Origin of the sequence: Achromobacter sp. ACM03, from assembly GCF_014851665.1 — a bacterium.
GTDB classification, from domain to species: Bacteria; Pseudomonadota; Gammaproteobacteria; order Burkholderiales; family Burkholderiaceae_B; genus Achromobacter; species Achromobacter aegrifaciens.
Map to the genome: position 1 here is coordinate 520,568 of NZ_JACVAD010000001.1, position 25,194 is coordinate 545,761.

Sequence of the window (25,194 nt, forward strand, 5' to 3'; positions counted from 1 at the left end):
GCGGCTTCGCGATCAGGGCCCGCAGCAGTTCCCCGGATAATCGGCTCGCGGCGCGCCGGCATAGGCGGCAAACACAAGCGGGTTCCGTTGCGCTACCGCAGTATGGGACAACACCAGATTCTCCAGCTTGGACCAGGGAAAGTTGATTCCGGGATCCGACCGGCGATTCGGGTCCAGCTTGGCATGCGAAATGACATGCTTCAGGTTCGGATACTTGCTCCAGGCATAGGTAATGATCCGGGCCGTCGCTTCGATTTGCCAAGCCGAATAGGGGTCCTTGTAATTCTGGACATCCTGGGTGTTGACGATCTCGATCCCCAGGCTGCGGTTGTTGACGTTCGGACCCTGGCCCAGATGCGGCGCGTAGTTGACGTCCCCGACATGGAATGCCGCCTTGGCTTCGGCGACCACGGACCAGACGAAGTGGCCATGCTGCGGCTCGTCTTCATCCGGGACGATCCAGTGGGCGCTCGCCTTTCTGACTTTCCAGTTGTCAATGGCGTGCTGCGTGGCATAACCCGCCGTCGCGTGGATCACGATCGTGTCGATGACCGCGAAGACGTCCGCTCCGCGCGACCGAGCGCGATTCGCGGTCAGCCAGGGGAAGTCGGGGTGTACCTCCTCGTTCAGCGGGCTGAATGACGGGCGCTTGTCCGCTGGAAGCAGGAAATGAAAACTCTTGGGGTCCATGGCGACACCTCCTGATTCCTCGTGCTCATAAGTACTTGGGGGAGGGGCCTGCGGCATCATGATCGACGACGCGGTGGCCCGGGAACCGCTGTCAGCGACTTTTGCAGTTCTGGCGTGGCCGGGCAATACTCCAAATCGAGTATCCGCGATCGTCGGATCTGGACTAGGGCATGGGAGCAAAAGACGTGCTTCACGCCTCGTTGGACGGCCTGCACTCGGGCTCAAGAACGGCTGGAGAGTGTCCGCGCAGCCGGTTCGCAGGAATCGCGATAGGCAACCGCATACATCGTTGCCACCACAAACACGAGCGGGACGCAGAGCAGTGCGCTCATCGCTGCCCGCGCCAGTCCAACGTCCGGGTAGCCGTACGCGAGCATGCCCAGGATGTAGCCGGCATGGCCGGCCGCCGCGATCAACATGAGCAGCGCCAGCATCAGCGGCCAGGGCTTGTACGGCATGGCGGCGCGCGCGGCGTGGAAACGGTACTCGCCGGCTACCGCCGCGCGCGGCAGGCTCAGTCCATACATTGCCAGCGCGTACAGCGTGGGCACCCAGATCAGCGCCAGCGCGGCGCACAAGACGCTCCAGAACACGGCGTCATTCGATCCCGCCAGCACCATGTAGATCACATAGGGCAGGTCCCCGGTGGCGCGGGCCATCGCAGTGCCTGCAATAACGAGCGCGCAGAGCAACGCCAGATGACGGGCCTGCGCCGCGCTGCCGCGGGTGGCGCCGACGTCCGTCAAGTCCGCCGGCTGGACGACGCGATGCCAGGCGCAGGTCATGCGCGCCAACGCAATCAGGTTGATCAGCGCCAGCGCCATGAACAGCCCATTCCCGTACGGAAACAGGTTGGTGATCAGTAAGGCGAAAGGCAGCGACAGAATGAATAGCGCCAGCGACCAGGGGGCCGCGGCCAGCATGGCGCGGCCCTGCTGGCGCATGGCGTCAGCCGTCGCCGCGAGGAAATGGCGGGCTCCGAGTTTGTTCGACAAGAGGGGGCGCTGCCTTAATTGCTGCGGTAGTTGTTGGCTTCACGCTCGCCCGCCCACTTGCGCAGCGCGGCGATGAATTCGGGGCAGACATTGCCGTCCACCTGGCTGTCGATGATGACGCTGTTCTGCATGCGCATCACCACGGTGCATTCGTAGACCTTGGTGCGGTTGTTGTAATAGCCGTGGTTGGTGTTCTGGAAGACGGGGGTCGCGGCGCTGGTCGAGGTGGCCGGAATCATGCCCACCACCTGCTGGGAGGTGCCGGTCGAGACCCATTCCGTATAGGGCGCGGTCTGGTAGTCCGACCAGATGAGCTCCATCGTGTTGCCCACGCCGCGCTTCTTCGACGGTTCGCCCAGCGCCGTGATGGCGTCGCCGACCGGACGGCCCTTCATGTTCTTGGCCACGTTCACGCTGGGCGAGAACGACAGCCCGGACGAAAAAATGTTGGTCAGCGAGGGCAGCGTGGAACTGCCGCCCGTGGGCATCGGCGCGCAGCCGGCCAAGGCGGCAAGGACCAGGGCCGCCGGCAGGGCGCGGCCCAGCAACCAGGTCGAACGGAGTCGCGATTTATTCATGCTGAGCCCTAGCTCCCTCAAAGATCCGGCGTGCCGGAACATAAATCAGCGGCCGCAAGATTTTGTCTTGTTTTAGTTTCGTTTCGTGACTAGTCGTATCGCGGCGCCCGAGCACTGGGCAGTGCGGCGTACACCTGCAGGCGGTCGTCTGACGCTGCACTGCGAGGGCAGAATGTTAACGAAAAAATAGTGGCGCATCGGCTTTCTCCCGCTGAAAAATTGGTTACGTAATACCTGGAAACGCGAGAAAGCGGGGCGATGAAGACAAACTGTAACGTGTTACGATCCGCGCGTTCTGCGCCCCGGGGGCGCCTTGGCGATGGCAGATCGCGAGGCGCACGGCGCCACAACCACTGGATATTGCACACCCATGATGCTCGCGCGATTGCTCGTTCAGTTCCGTTCCACCGTGGCCGCATTGGCCGGCGCAGGCGCGCTGGCGCTGGGCTTGGCTGCCCCAGCGGCGCACGCCGACACGCTGTACGGCGCCGTGGCCACCGACGAAGCGCACGCCAAGCTGTATTGGGTCATGCCCGAAACCTCCACCAAGGAAGCGCAGGACGCCGCGCTGGCCAAGTGCAACAAGGCCGGGGGCAAGGGCTGCAAGAGCGTCACCTCATTCTCCGACAGTTGCGTGGCGTTCTCGCGCAATTCGCGCGGCGACCTGTTCTGGGGCGCCAGCGTGTCGTCGGAGGTTGCCGCGAAGAAGGCCATCCGCACCTGCACCAACGACAGCGCCGACGGCAAGTGCAAGCTTGCCGTCATGCCCTTGTGCGTCGGCCCGGGCTACAGCGAAGCCGACCTGAAGGCGCCCGACACGGCCACGCCCGCCCAGCTCGAAGCCCTGTCGGCCAAGCTGGATTCGCGCGGCTATTGGGGCTCCGTGGCCGAGAAGGACTCGGGCCAGCTGACCTATGCCGATGGCTATCCGAGCGAGAAGGAAGCCGTCGACGCCTTGCTCAAGTGGGAAGATTGCGTGGGCTGCCGCACGGTGCTCACCTATACCGACACCTGCGTCGGCATGGCCTGGGGCAAGGGCAGCAAGGGCCGCGGCACCAGCTTTACCGCGAAGAATCCCGACCCCGTGGCCGCGCGCAACGAAGCGCGCGCCACCTGCGACGCCAAGAGCGGCGGCCTGACCTGCGTGGCCTTCGTGCGCTGCTCGGGGCGGGCTTATATCAGCGGTTACAAGGGCGAGGACGAGAAGGCGAATTGATCGGGGCCTGCGGCGAAACCTCAGTCCTTTGGCTGAGGATTGCAGGCGAACGCGGCCGGGAATGCAGCGCTACACTGAAGCACCCAGGGTTCCTCGACAATCAATGGAGTTTTTCATGAAAAAGTCCATACGCCCCTGTACCGCGACGCTTCTTTCCTTGTTCTGCCTGTGCGCCACCGCACAGACGGTAACCCCGCTCAAAGGGCAATCGCCCCAAACCACCCAGCAGGACATCAGCGCATGCCAGGCTCTGGCAGGCAGCGGCGCCAGCACCAGCACGAACGATCCTAAATCCGGCGGACGGGTCCGTGGCGCCGCTGCGGGCGCGGCTGCGGGTGCGGCGGCAGCCAGCGTGCGCGGCAATCAGCACGAGGAGGTCTATGACCGGATGAGCGACGATGCCAAGCAGCAGTACCGGCAGAACCAGGCGAAAGACGCGGCGGCGGCAGGGATGGTCGTGGGCGGTTCGCGGCAACGCCAGGACCGCCGCCAGGATCGCGCCGAAGCGTCGCAACAGAATGCGGCAGCGGCCTCTACATATAGCAATTGCATGCAGCAGCGCGGGTATCAAGTGGCGCCGTGAGGCGCGAGGGTTGACGGGTGAACGGGCTGGGGGTGCGCTGCATTGCGACTGAGAATAAATCTCAGTACAATCCGGCCACTTTCAACCGACCCGCGCCGCATGAGCCGCAACCCTTTGCTGGCGTCCGACACGACGCCCGCATCCGCCGACGACCAGAACGGAAATTCCAGCGCGATCGCCAAAGCCTATGCGCGCTGGCGCTTGCCGCTCATGCGCGGCCTGGCCCGCTTCAAGGGCAGCATCGGCAGCGCCGAGGACGCGCTGCACGATGGCGTCGTCAAATGGGTGGCGGCCAATCCCGCGCTGGATTCTTCCGATGAGCAGGGTGCATACCTGCGCAGGACGGTATTGAACGGCGTGGCGGACGAATTCCGCGAGCGCAAGGCGGGGCGGCGCCTGCAGACCGTGTCGCTCGATGAAGCAGAAGAGGGCGTGGGGGCCCTGGCGGCGGGCGATGCTTCATGTCCCATGCGCGCTGCCGCGCATCAGCAACGGTTGGCGCGCCTGGGCGAGGCCTTGCAGGAACTCCCCGAACGCCAGCGCGAAGCCTTTGTGCTGAGCCGTTTCGATGGATTGACACAGGACGAAGTCGCCGCCCGCATGCAGATATCGCGGCGCATGGTGGTCAAGCATCTGGCGCGGGCAATCGCTTACTGCGAGGTCCGCGTGCACTATGCTACGGTTGCCCAGATGCAGCAATTGCATCGGCCCGCTGGCGATGACGCCGGCCTGGACAAGAACAACAATAGCGACTCCGCCTCGTCATGACCGAACCGTCTTCCTCTGCCTCGCCGGACACGCTCGCCTTGCACGAAGCGGCGGCTGAATGGCTGGTGCGTCGCCAGGACGCCAGCTGGTCGGACGCTGATGAACAGGAATTGCATGCCTGGCTGGCCGCCCAGCCCGCGCATCGGCAGGCCTATTCGCGGGTATCGCGAACCTGGGATGACCTGTCGCAGGCGCCTCGCCCCGTCTTGGCCCGCGACGCGCAGGCGGCCAGCCGTCCATCCCCGCGCTTGCCGCGACGCGCCTCGCGGAAGGCCTCCACCCAGCCGCGTTTCTGGGGCGCGCTGCTGGGGCAACCCGTCTTTTCGAAGACCTTCGCCGCCGCCTGTGCGGCGCTGGTCGTGGGCGGCGGCTACGGTTGGTATCGCTGGGACAACACGCCCGGTTATGTGTTGAGCGTGAACACGGCGGCGGGAGAGGTGCGTCAGCTGGACCTGCCCGACGGCTCCCATGTCGCGCTGAATTTCGGCAGCACGCTGGAGGTCCGCTACTACCCGCGGCGCCGCGAGCTGGTGCTGAACCAGGGCGAAGGGTTCTTTGACGTGGCGCCGGATACCAGCCGTCCGTTCACCGTCGATGCACGGCAAAGCCGGATCACCGTGGTGGGCACGGCCTTCAATGTGCGCAACACCCCGGATCAGGTCGTCGTCAAGGTGTCGCACGGCCGTGTGCGTGTGCAGCCCGATCGCGACAAGGCCACGCCGGAATTGTCGCTGAACGCCGAGCAAGGCGTGACCGTGGATGCGCGAAACGCCACCTATCAGGCAGTGGCAGCGGTGCCGGACGGCGTGGGCGGGTGGCGCAATGGCCGTCTGGTGTACCGGCGCACGCCGCTGGGCGAAGTGGTCCAGGAAGTCGCGCAGTACCTGGGCAAGCCGGTGGCGCTGGCCAGCCCGGGCCTGAAGTCCCTGCCGGTCTCGGGCTTTGCCGCGACCAATGCGCCCGCCGCATTCCTGGAAGCCTTGCCGGATCTGCTCCCGGTGCAGGTCAAGCGCGCGCCCGACGGCGGCTACCTGATCCTGGATCGCTGAGCGTCCAGGCGCCTGCCTGAAAATTATTTTTATTCGCATGTGGTGTGCGGGTTCCCAATCCCGCCCCGGAATCCGTTTACTCCCGCAAGGCCGGTAGCGGCCAACAACGATGGAGCGGGAATGGGACGGGGATTGTTGAAGGGCGCGCTTGTTGGCGGCGCGTTGACGACGGGCATGCAGCTCAGGGCGATGCCGGCAATGGTGGCGGGCGCGCTGGCTGCGCTGGCATGGCCCGCTGCGGTGCATGCGCAGCCGCAAGCGTCGCAGGTGGATTTCAGCATTCCGGCTCAGCCGCTGGAGCATGCCTTGAGGATGTTTTCGGAGCAGTCCCGGCATCAGGTGCTGTTCGACGAGGCCGTGGTGGCGGGCAAACGCTCGCCAGCGGTCAACGGCCGTTACACGCCGCGGGAAGCGCTGGACCAGTTGCTGTCCGGTAGCAACGTGCGTGTGAACAGCGCCAGGCCGAATGTGTACACCTTGACGGTGGTCGGGCAAGCCTCGGGCGATGCTGTCACGCTGCAGTCGGTGACAGTCACCGGCAGCGGCGTGGGCAATCCCACCACCGAAGGAACCGGCTCATACACGAGCGATGCCATCACGATCAGCAAGATGACACAGTCGGTCAAGGAGACGCCGCAATCGGTCAGCGTGCTCACGCGCCAGCTGCTGGACGACAAGAACCTGACCACGCTGGACGAGGCGCTGGCGCAGACCACCGGCGTGACCAAGACGGCAAGAAACTTCGGCAACCACAAGTTCTCGATCCGCGGCTTCACGGTGGACGACAGCAATTACCTGGTCGACGGCGTGGCCGGCGTGGTCTATGCCCCGGTGGGCTGGCTGCCCATCGACACCGCTGTCTTCGATCGTGTGGAAGTGCTGCGCGGCGCGGCCGGCTTGATGCTGGGCTCGGCGGATCCCAGCGGCGCGATCAACATGGTGCGCAAGCGTCCGCGCGGCGAAGGCCATTTCGAGGGCTCCACCACGGTGGGATCCTGGGACAACTACCGCATGGAACTCGATGGCGGCGGCCCGCTCAACGAGTCCGGCACGGTGCGCGGCCGCCTGGTGACTGCCTATCAGGATCGCCATTACTTCTACGATGGCACGAAGTCGAAATCGCCCCTGGTCTACGGCGTGATCGACGCCGATCTCGGGCGCGACACGACGCTGACGTTCGGGGCGCGCCACCAGGCCACCGATACGGACGGCTATTGGTTGTTCGGCCTGCCGCGCTATACCGACGGCGGCGCGCTGGACGTTTCGCGCTCGACCTCGCTGATCCAGGATTGGAACCGGCAGAAGGGCCAGGTGAACGAAGTGTTCGCCGAAGCCGAGCACCGGCTCGACAAGGACTGGAAAGTGCGCCTGTCGCTCAATCACACCGAGGTCGACCTGGACCAGCGCGTGGCCATTCCGGTCGGCGGCGTGGATCGGGCGACCGGCGTGGGTTCCAGCTTCTATACCATCTATTTCAACAATGCGAGCGTGAAAAGCGATGGCATCGATCTGAACACCACGGGCAGTTTCCAGGCGCTGGGCGGCACGCACCAGATTCTGCTTGGCACCAGCTGGTCGCGCCAGCGCGTCAACCAGAAGTCGGCGAATCTGGACAGCGACTCGCCCATCAACGTGTACGACCCGGACCATTCCTCCATTCCTGAGCCCACGCGTCCAGCGTGGGGCAGCAAGGAAACGTCGCGTTTGGAGCAGACCAGCCTGTACGGCAGCATGCGCCTGCAATTGGCGGACCCGTTGCATTTGCTGCTGGGAGGCAAGTTCAGCTGGCTGAAGTACCGGTCCGACGATGGTCTGACGGGCGCGAGAACCCGGGACTATGAGCAGAAGCATGAATTCACGCCCTATGCCGGACTGGTCTACGACCTGGACCAGCAATGGTCGGTCTACACCAGTTATGCGGACACCTACCAGCCGCAGAGCACCTACGTAACGTCTTCGGGCAAGCCACTGGACCCGTCCATCGGCGCCAACTACGAGGCGGGGGTGAAGGGCGAACTCTACGACGGACGCTTGAACCTATCCGCAGCGGTATTCACCGTGAAGAAGTCCGGCATCGCAGTGGAGGACTTGTCTGCCCCCGGAAACTGCCCGGGTTCGCTGGCCTCGCCCAATTGCTATCGCAACGGCGGGACGCTGCGCAGCAAGGGCTTTGAACTGGAAGCCAGCGGGGAACTGTCGCCGGGTTGGCAAGTGATGGCCGGCTACACCTACGTCACCAGCCGCGACGACGAAGGCGAGACGATCAGCGCGGAAACCCCGCGCCATCTGTTCCGCCTGTCCACCACGTACCAGCTGCCGGGGCGCTGGAACGCCTTCAGCGTCGGCGGCGGCGTGTCGGCGCAAAGCGGCTACTCGTACAAGGCCTATGACGACATGTCGGTGCGGATGGGCGCGCCCGGCCGCGCGGTGTGGGACCTGCGCGCGGGCTATCGCATCAACAAGCACTGGTCCGCCAGCCTGAACGTGGCGAACGTGTTCGACAAGGACTACTACGGCATGGTCAGCCAGATCCGGCGCGGCAACCACTACGGCGAGCCTCGCAACGTGATGCTGACCTTGCGGGGTACGCTGTGACCGGCCGCGTGTCGGCCGATGATCACGGCGGCCTGCGGACCCAGTTGTGAAAGGGGGATTTCGCCAAAGCATGTCATGGCTGCACACCTGGTGCGGCCTGACCTGCGGCTGGCTACTGTGCGCGATCTTCCTGACCGGCACGCTCAGCGTGTTCCGGGAACCCATCACGCGCTGGATGGAAGCAGGGCCGCCGGCCGATCCCGCTGCCGCGGCCGTGGACGCCCGGCAGTGGCTGCCGCGCGCCACGCAGGAGCTGTCGTCCCGCGCGGCGGCGGCTTCCGCCTGGGACATCTCCCTGCCGGTCCGGCCCGGCTGGCCGGCGCAACTTTCCTGGCGCACCGACGACGGCGCACGCCAAGAGATCTGGCTGGACTCGCGCACGGGCGCAGTGCAGCCGCCGCCCCAGATCCGCGAGACCGAGGGCGGCCGGCATTTCATGTCCTTCCACTACACCTTGCACGGCGGCTTGCCGGGCTACTGGCTGGTGGGCTGGATATCCATGTGCATGCTGGTCGCGCTGGTCTCCGGTGTGGTGGTGCACAAGCGCATCTTCAAGGACTTTTTCACTTTTCGTCCGGGCAAGGGACTGCGCAGCTGGCTGGACGCGCACAACGCCACGGCGGTGCTGACGCTGCCGTTCCTCTTCATGATCGGCTACACGGGCCTGGCGTTCTTCTACACCAGTTACATGCCCTGGCCGCTGCATGCGGCGTATGGCGGAGACGCCGGCGCCTATTGCCGTTACCAGGCCGAGCTCGCGCCAGCGCAGCCTGTGCCGCGCATCGCGGGGCCGGGTTTGGACGGGGTTCCGGATCTATACCCGTTGCTGTCGCGCGCGCGCGAACTGACCGGGCAGGAAGCGGCGCGCCTCACGATAGAGCGTCCCGGCGATGCGCGCGGCATCGTCCTGGTGTCCGGGCGCAAGCCCCTGGCCGGCGCCGCCCCGCGCCTGCTCACAGATGCCAGCCGCGTCGTGTTCGATGGCGCGAGCGGAGCGGTCTTGCAGGTCGTGCCCGCTCATCACGAGGGGTTTGAAGCAAAGCAGGTCCATGAGACGATCGAAACCCTGCACAAGGCAGACTTTGGCGGATGGACCATCAAGTGGCTGTATTTCTTCAGCGGCCTGATGGGAACCGCCATGATCGCCATCGGCACGCTGCTGTACTCCATCAAGCGGCGCAAGAAGAGCGAGCATGAATTCGGGAGGGGCACGGCGCGGGTCTACCGTTGCGTGGAGGCATTGAACGTGGCGGCGCTGGCGGGCGTCGCCGTGGCAAGCATCGCCTACTTTTACGGCAACCGCCTGATCCCCGCCGCCTGGCCGGAACGCAGCGCCTGGGAGATCCGCATTTTCTTCGCCGTGTGGGCCGCGACCCTGGTCCATGCGCTGTTGCGCGCGCCGCGCAGCGCATGGATCGAGCAACTGGCTGCGGCTGCCGTGCTCTGCCTGGGGCTGCCGATATTGAACTGGGTGACGACGGGCCGGCATGCATGGATCTATGCAGCCCGCGGAGAATGGCCGCAGGCGGCAGTGGAGATCACTGCGCTCGGGTTTGGCCTGCTGCTGGCCTGCATGGCTCATGCGCTGGGGCGGCGCTGGAAGGCCGTGCCGGCGGTCGCCGCGCCGTCGTCGCGCAAAGCGCCTCCTGCCAGCCACGATGATGCAGTTTATCGCTGGGGAATCGCGAGCCGCGTGATGGCTGCGGCAGCGGGCGGCTACCTGTTATCCGCCCTGGCGATGTCGGTCCTGGCGCTGGCGTGGCCTGCCAGGGCCGGCGTCTCGCCGGCTGCCGGCGTGCTCGGCGGAACGCTTTTGAGCTTTGTCGTATACACGGCGATCGGCGTAGGCGTGTTCGGCGCCCGCAGCGCGCAACGTGCTTGGGCGCTGATCGCGGTGGCCAGCCTGGCGTCTGGCGCGTTGGTACTCGGTCTGCGCCCATAAGGGCGGGTTGCGCTATCCGTTGGCTACCGATGGGAAACGTCAGGAACGGCGGCCCATCGCACCCAGCCGCGCCTGCATCAGTTCCAGCAGCGCCCGAACCCGCGCCGTGATCATCGGCGCCGATGGCCGCATGGATTCGGTGGCGCGCCGATTCGTCGCGGGAGACAACGCGCCGGTTTATCAGGGCTTCGTGAATTGGATAGGGGTGGCGCAGGCGGACGGTGTGCTGGTCGACGAAATCGCCATCCAGGACTATTGGGGCGCGGGCGAGCGCTTTGGCGCCGTGGCGGTGCGGCCGGGCCTGGTCCACTGGGCGGGCGCGCAGGCGCGGCCCTTGTCCGCGGCCGGGCCTGCGGCGGACCTGCGCCAGGAGGTCGAGGCGTTGTTCGGGAAATGGCCCGACCCTGTCGCGCGCATCATCCGCGCGACGCCGGCGCACGCCATCCGCCTGATCGCCGTGCACGACCTCGATCCCCTGACAAGCTGGAGCCGGGGCAACGTGCTGTTGGTGGGCGACGCCGCGCACGCGCCCCTGCCGACCTCGGGGCAGGGCGCGTGCCAGGCGCTGGAGGATGCCTGGCACCTGGCCCGATGCCTGAACGGCCCGGACGCGGGCCTAGCGGCGGCTCTGAGTGAATTTGCGCAGATACGCATTCCCAAGACCACGCAGTTGATCGAACAGGCGCGGGTATCTGCGCGCGGCCTGTTCGCCACGGACCCGCAGACCTGCCGCATCCGCAACGAGCACGCCAAGACGGCAGATCCCGTGCATGTTGCGCAAGCCCTGGCGGCGGGTTGGGCCCAAGAATTGCCTATGCCCGGACTCGGGAGCAGCGCGCCCGTTCACGGCGCCGGATTCGGCCGCCTGGCCCGCATCTGAACGCCTGAGCCGGGTCAGAACGCTACAAGCCCAGTCCCAGCAGCATGAGGAAGGTGCCAAACAGGATGAAATGGGTCATGCCCTCGATCGCGTTGGTCTGGCCGTCATTGAGGTTGATTGCCGCCACCAGCAGGGTGACGAGCATCATCAATGTCTGCGCCGGCGTCATGGCCATGACGATGCGCTGACCTGTGATCAAGGCCAGGGCCTCCATCGCCGGCACGGTCAGTATCACCGTGGACAACGAAGCGCCAAGCGCGATATTGACCACCGATTGCATCCGGTTCGCGAGCGCCGCGCGCAATGCGGTCAGCATTTCCGGCGCGGCGGAAATGCCGGCCACGATCAGTGCCACCAAGCCAGGAGGCACTTCGATGCCTTCCAGGCTGCGATCGAGGGAATGGGACATCAGTTCGGCAAGCGCGCCCACGGCAATGATGCCGATCGCCATGACCGCCGCCGATTGGCCTCGGGTTGGGTAGCCTGAGGTTGGCAGGGGCCTGCGGGTTTTCTTGTCCGGATAGCTGTAGCTGAAGAAGTAGCTGTGCGGGCCGGTCTGCATGCGCAGGAACACGCCGTACAGGAGCAGCATGGCCGCAATCGTGAAACTGCTATACGCGCGCCAGCGCGACTGCGGAATGAACTCGGGAATGATCATCGAGACCGTAACCGCGGTCAGGATCATCACGCTGTAAGTTCGGGCGGAATCGTCGTTGTATGCCTGCTCGCCGTGCTTGAAACCGCCGATCAGGGCGGCTACGCCCAGGATGCCGTTGATGTCCAGCATGACGGCCGAATAGATACTGTCGCGCACCAGCGTGGGTGAGTGGGCCTTGGTGGACACGATTGCCAGCACGATGACCTCGACCAGCACGGCGGATAGCGTCAGGATCATGCTGCCGTAAGGGTCGCCAAGCTTCTGCGCGACACGCTCGGCGTGGCGGGCGACGCTCAGCGAAGCGGCCAGGATGGCGGTGATCAAAACGGCAGTCTCGACCAGGCTGGCAAGGCGGCCGTAACCGCTTGCGCCGGAATCGGCCAGGTATCCGGCGGCGGCCAGCGCGCAGGCCAGCAACAGGAGCTTTTCGGACTGCAGAATGGATTTCATCTGGGCTCCGCCGGCCGCAATCCTGTCAGCCTAGCACGCCGCATGTATTCTTTCCCTGGCCGGAGGCGGGCACGGAACTTGCTGAACAGGATGTCCCGTGGAGCAAGGGGGCCAGCATGCTCAACACTCGCGTACCCAGGCGGCGTCCGGCGCCGAAGCGTTCGGCTGCACCCGACGCGGGCGGTGCTGACCATCCGGTAGCGCGCTTCTTTGATCATTTTGCCGCGCATGTGACCAAGTGGGTGGGGTCGCCCATCGCCTTCGGATTGGCGGTCATCACTGTTGTGCTGTGGGGGGCCTCCGGTCCTGCGTTCGGCTATTCCGAAGTGTGGCAATTGGTGATCAATACCGGCACCACCATAGTCACGTTCCTGATGGTGTTCCTGATTCAACAAAGCCAGAACAAGGACAGCGAGGCGTTGCACCTCAAACTCGATGAATTGCTTATTGCGCTGGAGGGCGCGGACGAAGGGCTGGTCGACGCGGAGCGCCTGGACGAAGACAAGCTGCTCGCCCTGGCCGCGGCCTGTACCGCTCGCGCCAGGCAGGAACGCCGCCGCCGCGCCCGCAAAAGGAGGCAGCCATGATCGGAATCAAGCCAACGGTCCGCAAGGGCCAATACGACGGCCCGCTAGCGCGGGAAGAATTCCGCCTGCGCTTCATGCGGCGCTTTTACGATCCAGCGTTCGAGGCCGAGCGCGACGCGCTGGAGCGCCTGGAAGCGATTGCCTGGGAAGGCTACGAAGCAGGGCGCAAGGCGCCTGTCACGGTGAAAGCCGGCCAGGGCTACGCCGATCCCGATTACGATCTTTCCCAGGAGTGGAAGGAAACGCGCGACCGCCTGGAGCGCGCGGAGGCAGTTCAGCGCGATCCGGACACCCCGTCTCGCGTCCTGGTGATCGTCGGCGCCGCGCGCAATGACGGCACCTGTCCCGGGGAGGTCTCCAAAAGCTGGCGGCTGGCGCGCCTCGTCCTGGATGAGCTGCAGACGGCCGGCGTGCAGACGGACCTGTTGGATCTCAGCCGCCTGGTTTCCGAATATGAGTACCGCATCCATCCCTGCAAGGGCTGCGTGTCGACCGCGATGCCCCTGTGCCATTGGCCATGCAGCTGCTATCCGAACCACTCGCTGGGACAGTCCAACGACGCCATGGCCGGGATCTACGAGCAATGGGTCGCGGCACATGGCGTGATCCTGGTGGCGCCCACGTACTGGTACCAATCGCCCAGCCCCTTGAAGCTGATGATAGACAGGCTGGTGTGCGCCGACGGCGGCAATCCCGATCCCACGCTGACTGGCGGCAAGGATCCGCTCAAAGCCAAACAGGTCGAGCTTGCCGGTTGGCCATACCCCAAGCATCTGGCCGGCCGCGCCTACGGCCTGGTGGTGCATGGAGACGTGGCCGGCGTCGAGGCGCAGCGGCGCGGGTTGGCCGATTGGCTGGACTGGATGGGGCTGATGGACGCGGGCGCGGCGTCGCGGCTGGACCGCTACATCAGCTATTACCGCCCGTATGCCACCAGCCACGACGACTTGGACCAGGACCAGGCGGTGCAGCAGGAAGTGCGCAACGTGGCGCAGGCCATGGCCAATTTCCTGCCGCGCCTGCGGCGCGGCGAATTCGAGGGACTGGATCAGGGCATCCGTGATCCCAGGCCGAAGTAAACCGCAGTAGCATGAAGGGAGGATTCGACAGGAGGCCCCTATGGAACACGCCAGTTGGGATTTCGAGCTCGAGCGTCCGGTTGAGCATCAGGGCAGCTGGAGCATCGCTTATGTGCTGGTGCCGCCGGAGGCGGGAGCGCCGCAGGAGCGGATAGCCGTCGAGGAGCGCTTCGCCTCGGCCCAGGTTGCGATAGACGAGGCGACGCGGCTGGCCCAGATCCACGTCGCGGACTTGAACGGGGATACCGCGTCGTTCGAGAAGCCGACAGACACGGAAGTGCCGTTCGGCAAGAATCCACGGTTCTGACGCCTCTTGCGCGGGCGTTGTGGCATGGCGCTTGCTGATACCGGGCTGCGGCGGATTTCGCCGCACTTCCTGATAGGTGCTGCGATGCCCCAGATCCAATTCGAGTTGGCTTTGCATCCGATAACGATGGCGTCCGTGCCGCCGCCCGGGACCCCAGCCCATCGGCCGCCGGCGCAGAATCCGGATGACGCCAACGACAGCGCTCAAGGCGATGAGGTGCCCGACGAGGACATCGAGCCCGCCGACACGACGTCCAAGGACAACGCCGCCGAGGGTTCGGCGGACAGGTAACCTAAAATGGCGCTCCGATCATTTCAAGGCGCCTATGGCGCCGCCTGCCCAGGTTCCCTCCATGCAAGAAAACACGTCCGCCGCGCAGCCGGCATCCGGAACGCCGCAACGTCAGAGATTCGAGTCGCTCGTGCGCACGCTCGAAGCGCAGCGCGCCCGCCTGCGCGGCTGGCAGGCCGTGCTGCCGGAATACCAGAAGAAATACGAAGACGTGCTGGCGCCGCTGGAGACGGTCGAGGTCGAACTGAAGGCCAAGCTGGTGGCCTGCTTCGACCATGCCTGCAAGCAGAAGGAACTGACCAAGGCGGAACGCGCCCTGGCGTCGGAGATCGCTGCGCAGCTGGCACAGGAAACGCTGGACGCCATCGTGCTGGATGGCACGCCGGCCGAGTGCGACACGGACAGGCTGAAGGCCTTGTATCTCAAGCATGCCGGCTCGGACTACGACGCCGGCGTGGAAGACGGACAGGACGAGGACGATGCCGCAGCGCTGCTGACCCAGGCGGCGGGCGATAGTCCCGCACCCGCGCCCGAAACGCTGGCGGAAATCGAAGCCTTGGCCGCTGCCGGTCCCGATCGTCTGGCTGGCGTCGATGAGGAACGCTACGCGCAGTACATCCAGGCACTGGACGCGCAGCTCGCCAAGCTGGCCGGCGAAATCGCAGCCGCGGAAGACGGCTTCAAGGCCAAATACCATTTCGATCCCGCGCAATCTATAGACCCTTCCGAACTGATGGAAGACCTGGACGCGGAGATCGCCGATGCCGAGGAATACATAGGCGAACTCGAATTCGAGCTGTCGCAGTTCGTCGACATGCAGCAGGTCAAGGCCTGGCTCAAGGCCATGAAGCAGCAGCTGGCGGCCACACGCCGGCGCGAGGGGCGCGGCTGAGGCTCAGGCGGCCGGACGCCGAGCGACCGGCACCACCTTCATCACCGGCGCGGCCGTCTTGCCCGCATCGGCCCGCGGCCGGATCATCATCGGGAAGAAGCGCCACAGGTATAGCGCGAAGGCCAGCGCCCAGGCGGTCGCCGAGGCATGCAGGAAGCCGATGGTGGCGGCGGTCGGGAGCAGGGCGGCCAGGCGCAGCAGGGCCGCCAGAATCATCAGCGCATAGCTCAACACCATGCTGCGGTCGGTCTGCAGCGGCCGGCCCAGGTGACCGAGCGCGGTGCGCGTGACCATGCCCAGGATCAGCGCCGAGAATCCGGCCACGCCGATCACGTGGGCGGGCCAGGCGGGCCGCAGCACATAGCCGGCCAATTGCGCCGCGCCTGCCAGCAGGCCGATGCCCAGGCCGCAATACCCCGCATACAGGATCCACAACAGCGGCACCTTGCGCACCGCCCAGGGCTTCCAGGATATCCATTGCGCCAGGGCGATCAAGCCGGTCGCGGCCAGCGCCAGCGCCGCAGCTTGCGGCTGGCCGGCAAGCAGGCAGGCGATGGCGACGATGCCCGTACCCAGCTGCCAGTGGCCGCTGCGGGTGTGCGGCGGGATGTCCAGTCCCGCCACGGCGCGCTTGGCGAAGAAGGGGATGACCCGGCGCGCGATCAGCAGCGTCAGCACCGCCATGCACAGCAATCCGGCATTGAAGTAGCGCATCAGCGCATAGTAGTCGCCCTGGACCGAGGCCCAGAGGTAGAGCGCGTTGGTGGCGGCAAGGCCCAGCAGCAGGAAGGGTATGCCGTAGTTGCGCTGGTTGCGCGTGACGGCGACGGCGCGGCCCAGCGCGCCCGCGGCCCACAGGAAGAACAGCAGGTCCGCCGCCGCAGCCACCACGAAGGCCGGACGTCCGGGTACGAGATAGCCCGCGCGCGCCACGATCCACACCGCGCACAAAATGGCCAGGGGCGTGCCGCGCAAGGGGTTCTTGCCGGTCCAATTGGCGCCCGCCGTCAGCAGGAAGCCCACCGCGATGGTGGCGACGAAGCCCCACAGCATCTCGTGCGCGTGCCAGAACATGCCGTTCAACACGCCCGTGAGGCGTGCCGGCGCATGCACCCATAGCAGCACGGACGCCAGCGCCCAGAAGCAGCCGGCCAGGTAGAGCGGCCGGAAGCCCATTTCCGTGAAGGCGCGCCATTGGGGCCGCGGACGGGGAGGGGCAGCGGCGGGTTCTTCGATGCTAAGCAGCGTGCTCATGAAGGCAGTCGCGGCGCCGTTTCGGCTTCGCGTTTAAAGGTGTATTTGAAATGCATATTAATGCCTCCCGCGCGTTGCCGCCAGCGCGGCCGCTTGATCCAGCGCAAGCCGGGCCGCCAGGAAAGGGGTGACTAGTCACATCGGCAAGGGGCTTCTGGTCAGCTGGCGAATGGTCCGCAAGGCCCGCCATGCCTAGGCTAGCCACATGTCTTCGTGAGTAAAGCGAGAGTAACCATGGCAGCAAGTCAACCTTCCGCCGGCGCGCCGATGCGGGTCCTGATTTCAAGCACATTCGCCTTCACCATCTGTTTCGCGGTGTGGATGATCTTTGCGGTGCTGGGCATTCCCATCAAGCAGCAACTGGGCCTGTCCGAAACCGAGTTCGGCCTGCTGGCCGCCATGCCGGTGCTGACCGGTTCGCTGGTGCGGGTGCCGCTGGGCATCTGGACGGACCGCTACGGCGGCCGGCCGGTGTTCTTCATCCTGATGCTGCTTGCGGTGGTGCCGATCTGGCTGCTGTCCTACGCCACCGAGTACTGGCAGTTCCTGGTGCTGGCGCTGTTCGTCGGCCTGACTGGCGGCTCGTTCTCGGTCGGCACGCCCTACGTGGCGCGCTGGTTCCCGCGCAACAAGCAGGGCCTGGCGATGGGCGTGTTCGGCGCCGGCAACTCGGGCTCGGCCATCACCAAGTTCGTGGCCCCCGCCCTGATCGCGGCGGCGGGCGGCGCCTGGGTCATCGTGCCCCAGGTCTATGCCGTGGCGCTCCTGGTCACGGCCATCCTGTTCTGGCTGTTCTCTTCTTCCGACCCCGCGCACCGCGTCAAGAGCGGCGCCAGCCTGTCGGCCCAGATGGCCATGCTGAAGGACCCGCGCGTCTGGCGCTATTGCCAGTACTACTCGGTGGTGTTCGGCGGCTACGTGGCGCTGGCGCTGTGGATGACCAAGTACTACATCGGCGAATACGGCTTCGACATGAAGCTGGCGGCGCTGCTGGCAGCCTGCTTCTCCCTGCCCGGGGGCGTGCTGCGCGCCGTCGGCGGCTGGATCTCGGACCGCTACGGCGCCTACAAGACCACCTGGTGGGTGATGTGGGTGTGCTGGGTGGCGTTCTTCCTGCTGAGCTATCCGCAGACGGAATTCACCATCGTGACGGCCAACGGTCCGCGCAGCTTCGGCATCGCGCTGGGGCCGGTCACCTTCACCGTGCTGCTGTTCGTGGTCGGCATCGCCATGGCCATCGGCAAGGCCTCGGTCTTCAAGTTCATCTCGGACGAGTTCGGCGAAAACATCGGCGCCGTTTCCGGCATCGTCGGCCTGGCCGGCGGGCTGGGCGGCTTTGTGCTGCCGATCATGTTCGGGATCCTGCTCGACCTGACGGGCGTCCGCTCCAGCGCCTTCATGCTGCTGTACGGCACCGTCTGCGTCTCCCTCATCTTCATGCACTTCAGTTTCCGGCCGGAAAGCGCGGCCATTGCCCGGCAACACGCCGCCTCTCCCTCCACCACCTCCTGAGAGTATCCCTATGTCTTCCACTCAAGTCCTTGCGCGCTGGGAGCCGGATAATCCCGGTTTCTGGAAGCAGACCGGCGCCCGCGTCGCCAACCGCAATCTCTGGATCTCCATTCCGGCGCTGATGCTGGCGTTCAGCATCTGGATGCTGTGGAGCGTGGTGGTGGTCAATCTGGACCGCGCCGGCTTCATGCTGTCCAAGAACCAGATGTTCTGGCTGACGGCGCTGCCCGCGCTGTCGGGCGCGACCCTGCGCATCTTCTATTCCTTCCTGGTGCCCGTCTTCGGCGGGCGCAAGTGGACGGCCATTTCCACGGCTTCGCTGCTGATTCCGGCGCTGGGCATGGGCTTCGCCCTGCGCGACCCGACGACTTCGTTCCCGACGCTGCTGATCCTGGCGCTGCTGTGCGGCCTGGGCGGCGGCAACTTCAGTTCCAGCATGGCCAACATCAGCTTCTTCTTTCCGAAGGAGAAGAAGGGCCTGGCCACCGGGCTGAATGCCGGTATCGGCAACCTGGGCGTGTCCCTGGTGCAGTTCGTGGTGCCGGTGGTGATCTCCATCGGCGTATTCGGCGTGGCGGGCGGCGAGCCCCAGGTCATCAACGCCAATGGCGCGCAGCAGAACCTGTGGCTGCAGAACGCCGGCTTCATCTGGGTGATCCCCATTGCGCTGGCCTCGATCGCCGCGTGGTTCGGCATGAACGACATCGCGGATGCCCGCGCCTCGTTCGCGGACCAGGCCGTCATCTTCAAGCGCAAGCACAACTGGCTGATGTGCTGGCTGTACGTGGGCACCTTCGGTTCCTTCATCGGCTTTTCGGCCGGCTTCGCCATGCTGACCAAGACGCTGTTCCCGCAGGTCGACCCCATGGCCTATGCCTTCCTCGGCCCGCTGGTGGGTTCGCTGACGCGGCCGTTCGGCGGCTGGGTGTCGGACAAGCTGGGCGGCGCGCGGGTCACGCTGTTCACCTTCGCGGCGATGATCGTCGCGGTGCTGGGCGTGGTGATGTTCCTGCCGGTCGCCGGACAGCCCGGCAACTTCAACGGCTTCCTGGCCATGTTCATCGTGCTGTTCGCGCTGACCGGCGTGGGCAACGGTTCGACCTTCCGCATGATTCCCGTGATCTTCCTGCGTGAACGCACGCAGGCGGCCGAAGGCAAGGGCGCCGCGGCGCAGAAGCAGGCCCAGGCGGACGCCGCCAAGGAGTCGGCCGCGGTGCTGGGCTTCTCGGGCGCGATCGGCGCATACGGCGGCTTCTTCATCCCGCGCAGCTTCGGCACCTCGCTCGAGATGACCGGCAGCGTGCAGGCGGCCCTGTATTGCTTCATCGGCTTCTACGCCACCTGCATGGTCATCACCTGGTGGTACTACGCCCGCCGCAATGCGCCGGTGCCTTGCTAGAGCGAAACGGACGCGGCCGGAGTGACTAGTCATTCTGCCGCGCCCGGCCTGTGCCACCGGCGAATGGTCCGGCAGGCGGGCCGCGCCCACAATGGATTCAACAGCATTGATCGCAGTACGCGCCGGCCGGACCGGCGCTCTTGGAGAATAGAGAATGAGCCATTTTCTGGACCGCTTGAAGTTCATGTCGCGGGTGAAGTCCACCTTCGCGGACGGTCACGGCGAAACGGTCAACGAGGACCGCAAGTGGGAAAACGCCTACCGCGCCCGCTGGCAGCATGACAAGGTGGTGCGTTCGACGCACGGCGTGAACTGCACCGGCTCCTGCTCCTGGAAGGTCTACGTCAAGAACGGCCTGATCACCTGGGAAACCCAGCAGACCGACTACCCGCGCACGCGGCCGGACCTGCCCAACCATGAGCCCCGCGGCTGTCCGCGAGGCGCTTCGTACAGCTGGTACGTGTATTCGGCGCAGCGCGTGAAGTACCCGATGATCCGCGGTCGCCTCATGGAAATGTGGCGCGAGGCCCGCAAGACCATGGACCCGATCGCGGCCTGGGAGTGGATCAGCCAGGATCCCAAGCGCGCCAAGCGCTACAAGGCCGTGCGCGGACTGGGCGGCTTTGTGCGCGCCGACTGGGATACGGCGATGGAAATCGTGGCCGCCGCCAACGCGCTGACGATCAAGAAGTTCGGCCCTGACCGCGTGATCGGCTTTTCGCCGATCCCGGCCATGTCCATGGTCAGCTACGCCGCCGGCGCGCGCTACCTCAGCCTGCTGGGCGGCGCCTGCCTGAGCTTTTACGACTGGTACTGCGACCTGCCGCCCGCCAGCCCGCAGATCTGGGGCGAACAGACCGACGTGCCGGAATCGGCCGATTGGTACAACTCGACCTACCTGATGGTGTGGGGTTCCAACGTGCCCCAGACCCGCACGCCGGACGCGCACTTCTACACCGAAGTCCGCTACAAGGGCACCAAGACGGTGGCCGTGTCCAGCGACTTCGGTGAAATGGTCAAATTCGGCGATATCTGGCTGGCGCCCAAGCAGGGCACCGACGCCGCGCTGGCGATGGCCATGGGCCATGTGATCCTGAAGGAATTCCACCTCTCCGGCGCGTCGGACTACTTCCGCGACTACGTGCGCCGCTACACCGACATGCCCATGCTGGTGCAGCTGAAGGAGCGCGACGGCTTCTACGCGCCGGACCACTTCCTGCGCGCCTCGCACCTGGACGGCGCGCTGGGCGAACAGAACAACCCGGACTGGAAGACGCTGGTGCTGGACGCCAAGAGCGGCGACCTGGTCGCGCCCAACGGCAGCATCGGCTTTCGCTGGGGCGAGGGCGCGGTCAACGGCGGCGAAAAGGTCGGCCGCTGGAACCTGGAGTCCAAGGACGGCGGCAGCGGCCGCGAGATCGAACCCACGCTGAGCCTGCTGGACCAATCCGACGCCGTGGTCGGCGTGGGCTTCCCGTATTTCGGCAGCGAGCATGGCGAGCTGCAGGTGCGCAATGTGCCGGCGCGCCGCATCCGCCTGGCCGACGGCAGCGAAGCCCTGGTGGCCACGGTGTACGACCTGCAGATGGCCAACTACGGCCTGGACCGCGGCCTGGGCGGCGGCAACGTCGCCAGTTCCTATGACGATGACGTGCCTTACACGCCCGCCTGGCAGGAAAAGCATACCGGCGTGCCGCGCGCGCAGGTCATCCAGGTGGCGCGCGAATTCGCGCAGAATGCCCACGACACCGAAGGCAAGTCCATGGTGATCGTCGGCGCCGGCCTGAACCACTGGTACCACATGGACATGATCTACCGCGGCATCATCAACATGCTGATGATGTGCGGCTGCGTGGGCAAGAGCGGCGGCGGCTGGGCGCACTACGTGGGCCAGGAAAAGCTGCGTCCGCAGTTCGGCTGGGCCCCGCTGGCCTTCGCCGCGGACTGGGTCCGTCCGCCGCGCCAGATGAACGGCACCTCGTTCTTCTATGCGCATACCAGCCAGTGGCGCCATGAAAAGCTGAACGTCCAGGAGATCCTGGGTCCGACGGCAGACCGGGGCCGCTACGGCGACCTCAGCATGATCGACCTGAACGCCCGCGCCGAGCGCATGGGCTGGCTGCCGTCGGCGCCGCAATTGCGCACCAATCCGCTGGACGTGGTGGCGCAGGCCGAAAGCCAGGGCAAGGATCCGGTGGCATTCGTCGCAGAGCAGCTCAAGTCGGGCGAATTGCGCATGTCGTGCGAGAACCCGGACGATCCGGCCAACTTCCCGCGCAACATGTTCGTGTGGCGCTCCAACATCCTGGGCTCCAGCGGCAAGGGCCATGAGTATTTCCTGAAGTACCTGCTGGGCACGCAGAACGCGGTGTTCGGCGACGAAGCCGAGGCGATCAAGCCCACCGAGGTGACCTACCAGGAAGACGCGGCCGAAGGCAAGCTGGACCTGCTGACGGTGCTGGACTTCCGCATGAGCACCACCTGCCTGTACGGCGACATCGTGCTGCCCACGGCCACCTGGTACGAAAAGGACGACCTCAATACCTCGGACATGCACCCGTTCATCCATCCGCTGAGCGAAGCCGTGCAGCCCTTGTGGGAAAGCAAGACCGACTGGGAGATCTACAAGCTGCTGGCCAAGAAGTTCAGCGAAATCGGCGGCCCCTACCTGGGCAAGCGCCGCGACGTAGTGCTGACTCCTCTGATGCACGACACCCCGGGAGAACTGGGCCAGGCCTTCGAACCCAAGGACTGGAAGCTGGGCGAATGCGACCTGGTTCCCGGCAAGACCGCGCCCAACATGACCGTGGTCGAGCGCGACTACAACGACATCTACCGCAAGTTCACGTCGGTGGGGCCGTTGCTGGACAAGCTGGGCAACGGCGGCAAGGGCATCAACTGGAACACCGAGCACGAAGTGCATGAGCTGGCCGGCATCAACGAGGCCGTGACCGAGCCGGGCGTGAGCCAGGGCCGGCCCAAGCTCGACACCGCCATCGATGCGGCCGAGATGATCCTGACCTTCGCGCCCGAGACCAACGGCCACGTGTCGGTCAAGGCCTGGGAAGCCCTGGGCAAGATCACCGGGCGTGACCACGCACACCTGGCCATCGGCCGCGAGCACGACAAGATCCGCTTCCGCGACATCCAGGCGCAACCGCGCAAGATCATCTCCGCACCCACCTGGTCGGGCCTGGAAAGCGAAGAGGTCAGCTACAACGCCGGCTATACCAACGTGCACGAGCTGATCCCGTGGCGCACGCTGACCGGCCGCCAGCAGTTCTACCAGGACCATCGCTGGATGCTGGACTTTGGCGAAGGCTCCTGCGTGTACAAGCCGGCCATCGACACCAAGACGGTCGCGCCCATGCTGGGCCGCTACCCGAATGGCGAGAAGGAACTGGTCCTGAACTGGCTGACGCCGCACCAGAAGTGGGGCATCCACAGCACGTACTCGGACAACCTGCGCATGCTGACGCTGAGCCGCGGCGGTCCTCACGTGTGGATTTCGGAAGCCGAGGCCAAGCAGGCCGGACTGGTCGACAACGACTGGGTCGAAGTCTTCAACGTGAACGGCACCCTGACGGCGCGGGTGGTGGTGAGCCAGCGCGTGCCGGTCGGCATGTGCCTGATGTACCACGCGCAGGAAAAGATCGTGAACGTGCCGGGCGCCGAAACCAGCGGCAAGCGCGGCGGCATCCATAACTCGGTCACGCGCACGGTGCTCAAGCCCACGCACATGATCGGCGGCTATGCCCAGCAGGCCTACGGCTTCAACTACTACGGCACGGTGGGCGCCAACCGCGACGAATTCGTGGTGCTGCGCAAGATGAAGAAGGTGGACTGGCTGGAAGGTCCGCTGGTTGAAACGCAACAAGAAGAGAAGCAATCATGAGGATACGCGCCCAAATCGGCATGGTGCTGAACCTGGACAAGTGCATCGGCTGCCACACTTGCTCGGTCACCTGCAAGAACGTCTGGACCAGCCGCGACGGCGTCGAGTACGCCTGGTTCAACAACGTGGAAACCAAGCCCGGCATCGGCTATCCCAAGGAATGGGAGAACCAGGAAAAGTGGAAGGGCGGCTGGAAGCGCACCGCCGCCGGCAAGCTGGAACCGCGCCAGGGCGGCAAGCTGCGCATCCTGGCCAATCTCTTCGCCAACCCGAACCTGCCGCAGATCGACGACTACTACGAGCCGTTCACCTTCGACTACGAGCACCTGCAGAAGGCGCCGCTGTCGCAGACGCCGCCCACCGCGCGTCCTGTGTCGGTGCTGACCGGCAAGAAGATGGACAAGATCCATTGGGGCCCGAACTGGGAAGACGACCTGGGCGGCGAATTCAGCGCGCGCAGCCGCGACGCCTTGTTCGAGGGTGTGCAGAAGGAGATGTACTCGACCTTCGAGAACACCTTCATGATGTACCTGCCGCGCCTGTGCGAACACTGCCTGAACCCGGCCTGTGTTGCCAGCTGCCCGTCCGGTTCCATCTACAAGCGTGAAGACGACGGCATCGTGCTGGTCGACCAGGACAAGTGCCGCGGCTGGCGCATGTGCATCTCCGGCTGCCCGTACAAGAAAATCTATTACAACTGGAGCAGCGGCAAGGCCGAGAAGTGCACCTTCTGCTATCCGCGCATCGAGGCCGGCCAGCCCACGGTGTGCTCGGAAACCTGCGTGGGCCGCATCCGCTACCTGGGCGTGATGCTGTACGACGCCGACCAGATCGAGCACGCCGCGTCCACCGCCAGCGAGCAAGACCTTTACCAGTCGCAACTGGACCTGTTCCTGGACCCGCATTCGCCCGAGGTGATTGCCGCCGCGCGCGAACAGGGCATCCCGGAATCGTGGCTCGAAGCCGCCCGCAAGTCGCCGGTCTACAAGATGGCGGTGGAGTGGCGCGTCGCCTTCCCGCTGCATCCGGAATACCGCACCTTGCCCATGGTCTGGTACATCCCGCCGCTGTCGCCCATCCAGACGGCTGCCGAGTCCGGCCAGATGCCGCGCCGCATGGTGGGCAAGAGCGGCATGATCCCCGACGTCTCCAGCCTGCGCATCCCGGTGCGCTACCTGGCCAACCTGCTGACCGCGGGCAAGGAAGCGCCGGTGGTGCAGGCGCTGGAACGCATGCTGGCCATGCGCGCCTACAAGCGCTCCGAGACCGTGCACGGCGAACGCGACACGGCCTTGCTGGACCAGGTCGGGTTGACGGAGGCCACCGTGCAGGACATGTACAAGATCATGGCCATCGCCGACTACGAAGACCGCTTCGTGGTGCCCAGCAGCCACAAGGAAGTGGTCGAGGACAGCTTCAACGAGAAGGGCAGCTGCGGCTTCACCTTTGGCAACGGCTGCTCGGGCGGGGTGTCGGAAGGCACCTTGTTCGGACGCAAGCCCCAGGGCAGCGAGATCTTCATCGAGATGCCGAAATCCCGCAAGAAGGCCGCCTCGGTCTAGGAAAGGAGAAAA

The 25,194-nt window shown here is 65.6% G+C and carries 20 protein-coding genes and 1 pseudogene; 16 read left to right on the forward strand and 5 right to left on the reverse strand.

Going from position 1 to position 25,194, the window contains the following annotated elements:
* Nucleotides 1-12: 12 nt before the first annotated feature.
* From IB257_RS02325 to IB257_RS02335, 3 genes are all read right to left on the reverse strand, one after another.
* On the reverse strand, nt 13-690 hold the full coding sequence (locus IB257_RS02325; protein WP_054454776.1) for an N-acetylmuramoyl-L-alanine amidase: 678 nt from the start codon (nt 688-690) through the stop codon (nt 13-15).
* Between the two features lie 221 nt (nt 691-911).
* Nucleotides 912-1,685 carry a hypothetical protein gene (locus IB257_RS02330; protein WP_192491800.1) on the reverse strand — a complete coding sequence of 258 codons (774 nt, stop codon included), beginning with the start codon at nt 1,683-1,685 and terminating at the stop codon, nt 912-914.
* A gap of 14 nt (nt 1,686-1,699) precedes the next feature.
* Nucleotides 1,700-2,263 carry a hypothetical protein gene (locus tag IB257_RS02335; protein WP_054454773.1) on the reverse strand — a complete coding sequence of 188 codons (564 nt, stop codon included), beginning with the start codon at nt 2,261-2,263 and terminating at the stop codon, nt 1,700-1,702.
* Between the two features lie 370 nt (nt 2,264-2,633).
* On the opposite strand from IB257_RS02335, the gene IB257_RS02340 reads away from it, so the two are divergent.
* From IB257_RS02340 to IB257_RS02370, 7 genes and pseudogenes are all read left to right on the forward strand, one after another.
* The gene (locus tag IB257_RS02340; protein WP_054454772.1) at nt 2,634-3,479 is read left to right on the forward strand and encodes a DUF4189 domain-containing protein; all 846 of its coding nucleotides are present in this window, start codon (nt 2,634-2,636) and stop codon (nt 3,477-3,479) included.
* A 103-nt stretch (nt 3,480-3,582) separates the two neighbouring features.
* Nucleotides 3,583-4,062, forward strand: coding sequence for a YMGG-like glycine zipper-containing protein (locus IB257_RS02345; protein WP_225588720.1), 480 nt, complete (start codon nt 3,583-3,585; stop codon nt 4,060-4,062).
* Between the two features lie 99 nt (nt 4,063-4,161).
* A complete protein-coding gene (locus IB257_RS02350; protein WP_192491801.1) occupies nt 4,162-4,830 on the forward strand; it encodes an RNA polymerase sigma factor in 669 nt (222 codons plus the stop codon).
* Nucleotides 4,827-5,879 (forward strand): FecR family protein, encoded by a 1,053-nt coding sequence (locus IB257_RS02355; RefSeq protein WP_192327590.1) that lies wholly within the window; start codon nt 4,827-4,829, stop codon nt 5,877-5,879. Before IB257_RS02350 ends, IB257_RS02355 begins: the two co-directional genes overlap by 4 nt.
* Before the next feature lie 120 nt (nt 5,880-5,999).
* On the forward strand, nt 6,000-8,474 hold the full coding sequence (locus IB257_RS02360; protein ID WP_192327593.1) for a TonB-dependent siderophore receptor: 2,475 nt from the start codon (nt 6,000-6,002) through the stop codon (nt 8,472-8,474).
* 70 nt (nt 8,475-8,544) lie between these two features.
* On the forward strand, nt 8,545-10,416 hold the full coding sequence (locus tag IB257_RS02365; protein WP_192491802.1) for a PepSY domain-containing protein: 1,872 nt from the start codon (nt 8,545-8,547) through the stop codon (nt 10,414-10,416).
* Between the two features lie 106 nt (nt 10,417-10,522).
* Nucleotides 10,523-11,296 (forward strand): annotated as a pseudogene (locus IB257_RS02370) (FAD-dependent monooxygenase); the annotation flags it as partial.
* A 22-nt stretch (nt 11,297-11,318) separates the two neighbouring features.
* Here IB257_RS02370 and IB257_RS02375 read toward each other — a convergent pair.
* Entirely contained in the window at nt 11,319-12,404 is a 1,086-nt protein-coding gene (locus tag IB257_RS02375; RefSeq protein ID WP_054454757.1) for a calcium:proton antiporter, read from the reverse strand.
* Nucleotides 12,405-12,520: 116 nt separating this feature from the next.
* On the opposite strand from IB257_RS02375, the gene IB257_RS02380 reads away from it, so the two are divergent.
* From IB257_RS02380 to IB257_RS02400, 5 genes are all read left to right on the forward strand, one after another.
* Entirely contained in the window at nt 12,521-12,991 is a 471-nt protein-coding gene (locus tag IB257_RS02380; RefSeq protein ID WP_082401036.1) for a low affinity iron permease family protein, read from the forward strand.
* On the forward strand, nt 12,988-14,070 hold the full coding sequence (locus IB257_RS02385; RefSeq protein WP_054454755.1) for a flavodoxin family protein: 1,083 nt from the start codon (nt 12,988-12,990) through the stop codon (nt 14,068-14,070). The genes IB257_RS02380 and IB257_RS02385 overlap by 4 nt, the downstream gene beginning before the upstream one ends.
* Before the next feature lie 40 nt (nt 14,071-14,110).
* Nucleotides 14,111-14,377, forward strand: a complete 267-nt coding sequence (locus IB257_RS02390; protein ID WP_192491803.1) for a hypothetical protein — start codon at nt 14,111-14,113, stop codon at nt 14,375-14,377.
* A gap of 84 nt (nt 14,378-14,461) precedes the next feature.
* The gene (locus IB257_RS02395; RefSeq protein ID WP_125470364.1) at nt 14,462-14,668 is read left to right on the forward strand and encodes a hypothetical protein; all 207 of its coding nucleotides are present in this window, start codon (nt 14,462-14,464) and stop codon (nt 14,666-14,668) included.
* A 61-nt stretch (nt 14,669-14,729) separates the two neighbouring features.
* Nucleotides 14,730-15,560: a hypothetical protein gene (locus IB257_RS02400; protein WP_192491804.1), complete on the forward strand. Its 831-nt coding sequence runs from the start codon at nt 14,730-14,732 to the stop codon at nt 15,558-15,560.
* A 3-nt stretch (nt 15,561-15,563) separates the two neighbouring features.
* On the opposite strand, the gene IB257_RS02405 is transcribed toward IB257_RS02400, so the two are convergent.
* The gene (locus IB257_RS02405) at nt 15,564-16,814 is read right to left on the reverse strand and encodes an NnrS family protein (RefSeq protein WP_192491805.1); all 1,251 of its coding nucleotides are present in this window, start codon (nt 16,812-16,814) and stop codon (nt 15,564-15,566) included.
* 234 nt (nt 16,815-17,048) lie between these two features.
* Here IB257_RS02405 and IB257_RS02410 point away from each other — a divergent pair, with 234 nt between their 5' ends.
* The 4 genes from IB257_RS02410 (at nt 17,049) to narH (ending at nt 25,182) form a co-directional block, all read left to right on the forward strand.
* Nucleotides 17,049-18,326, forward strand: a complete 1,278-nt coding sequence (locus tag IB257_RS02410) for a nitrate/nitrite transporter (RefSeq protein WP_054454748.1) — start codon at nt 17,049-17,051, stop codon at nt 18,324-18,326.
* 10 nt (nt 18,327-18,336) lie between these two features.
* Nucleotides 18,337-19,725 (forward strand): NarK family nitrate/nitrite MFS transporter, encoded by a 1,389-nt coding sequence (locus IB257_RS02415; protein WP_054454746.1) that lies wholly within the window; start codon nt 18,337-18,339, stop codon nt 19,723-19,725.
* Between the two features lie 154 nt (nt 19,726-19,879).
* On the forward strand, nt 19,880-23,620 hold the full coding sequence (locus tag IB257_RS02420) for a nitrate reductase subunit alpha (protein WP_175213289.1): 3,741 nt from the start codon (nt 19,880-19,882) through the stop codon (nt 23,618-23,620).
* On the forward strand, nt 23,617-25,182 hold the full coding sequence (narH, locus tag IB257_RS02425) for a nitrate reductase subunit beta (protein WP_192491806.1): 1,566 nt from the start codon (nt 23,617-23,619) through the stop codon (nt 25,180-25,182). The genes IB257_RS02420 and narH overlap by 4 nt, the downstream gene beginning before the upstream one ends.
* Nucleotides 25,183-25,194: the final 12 nt, after the last annotated feature.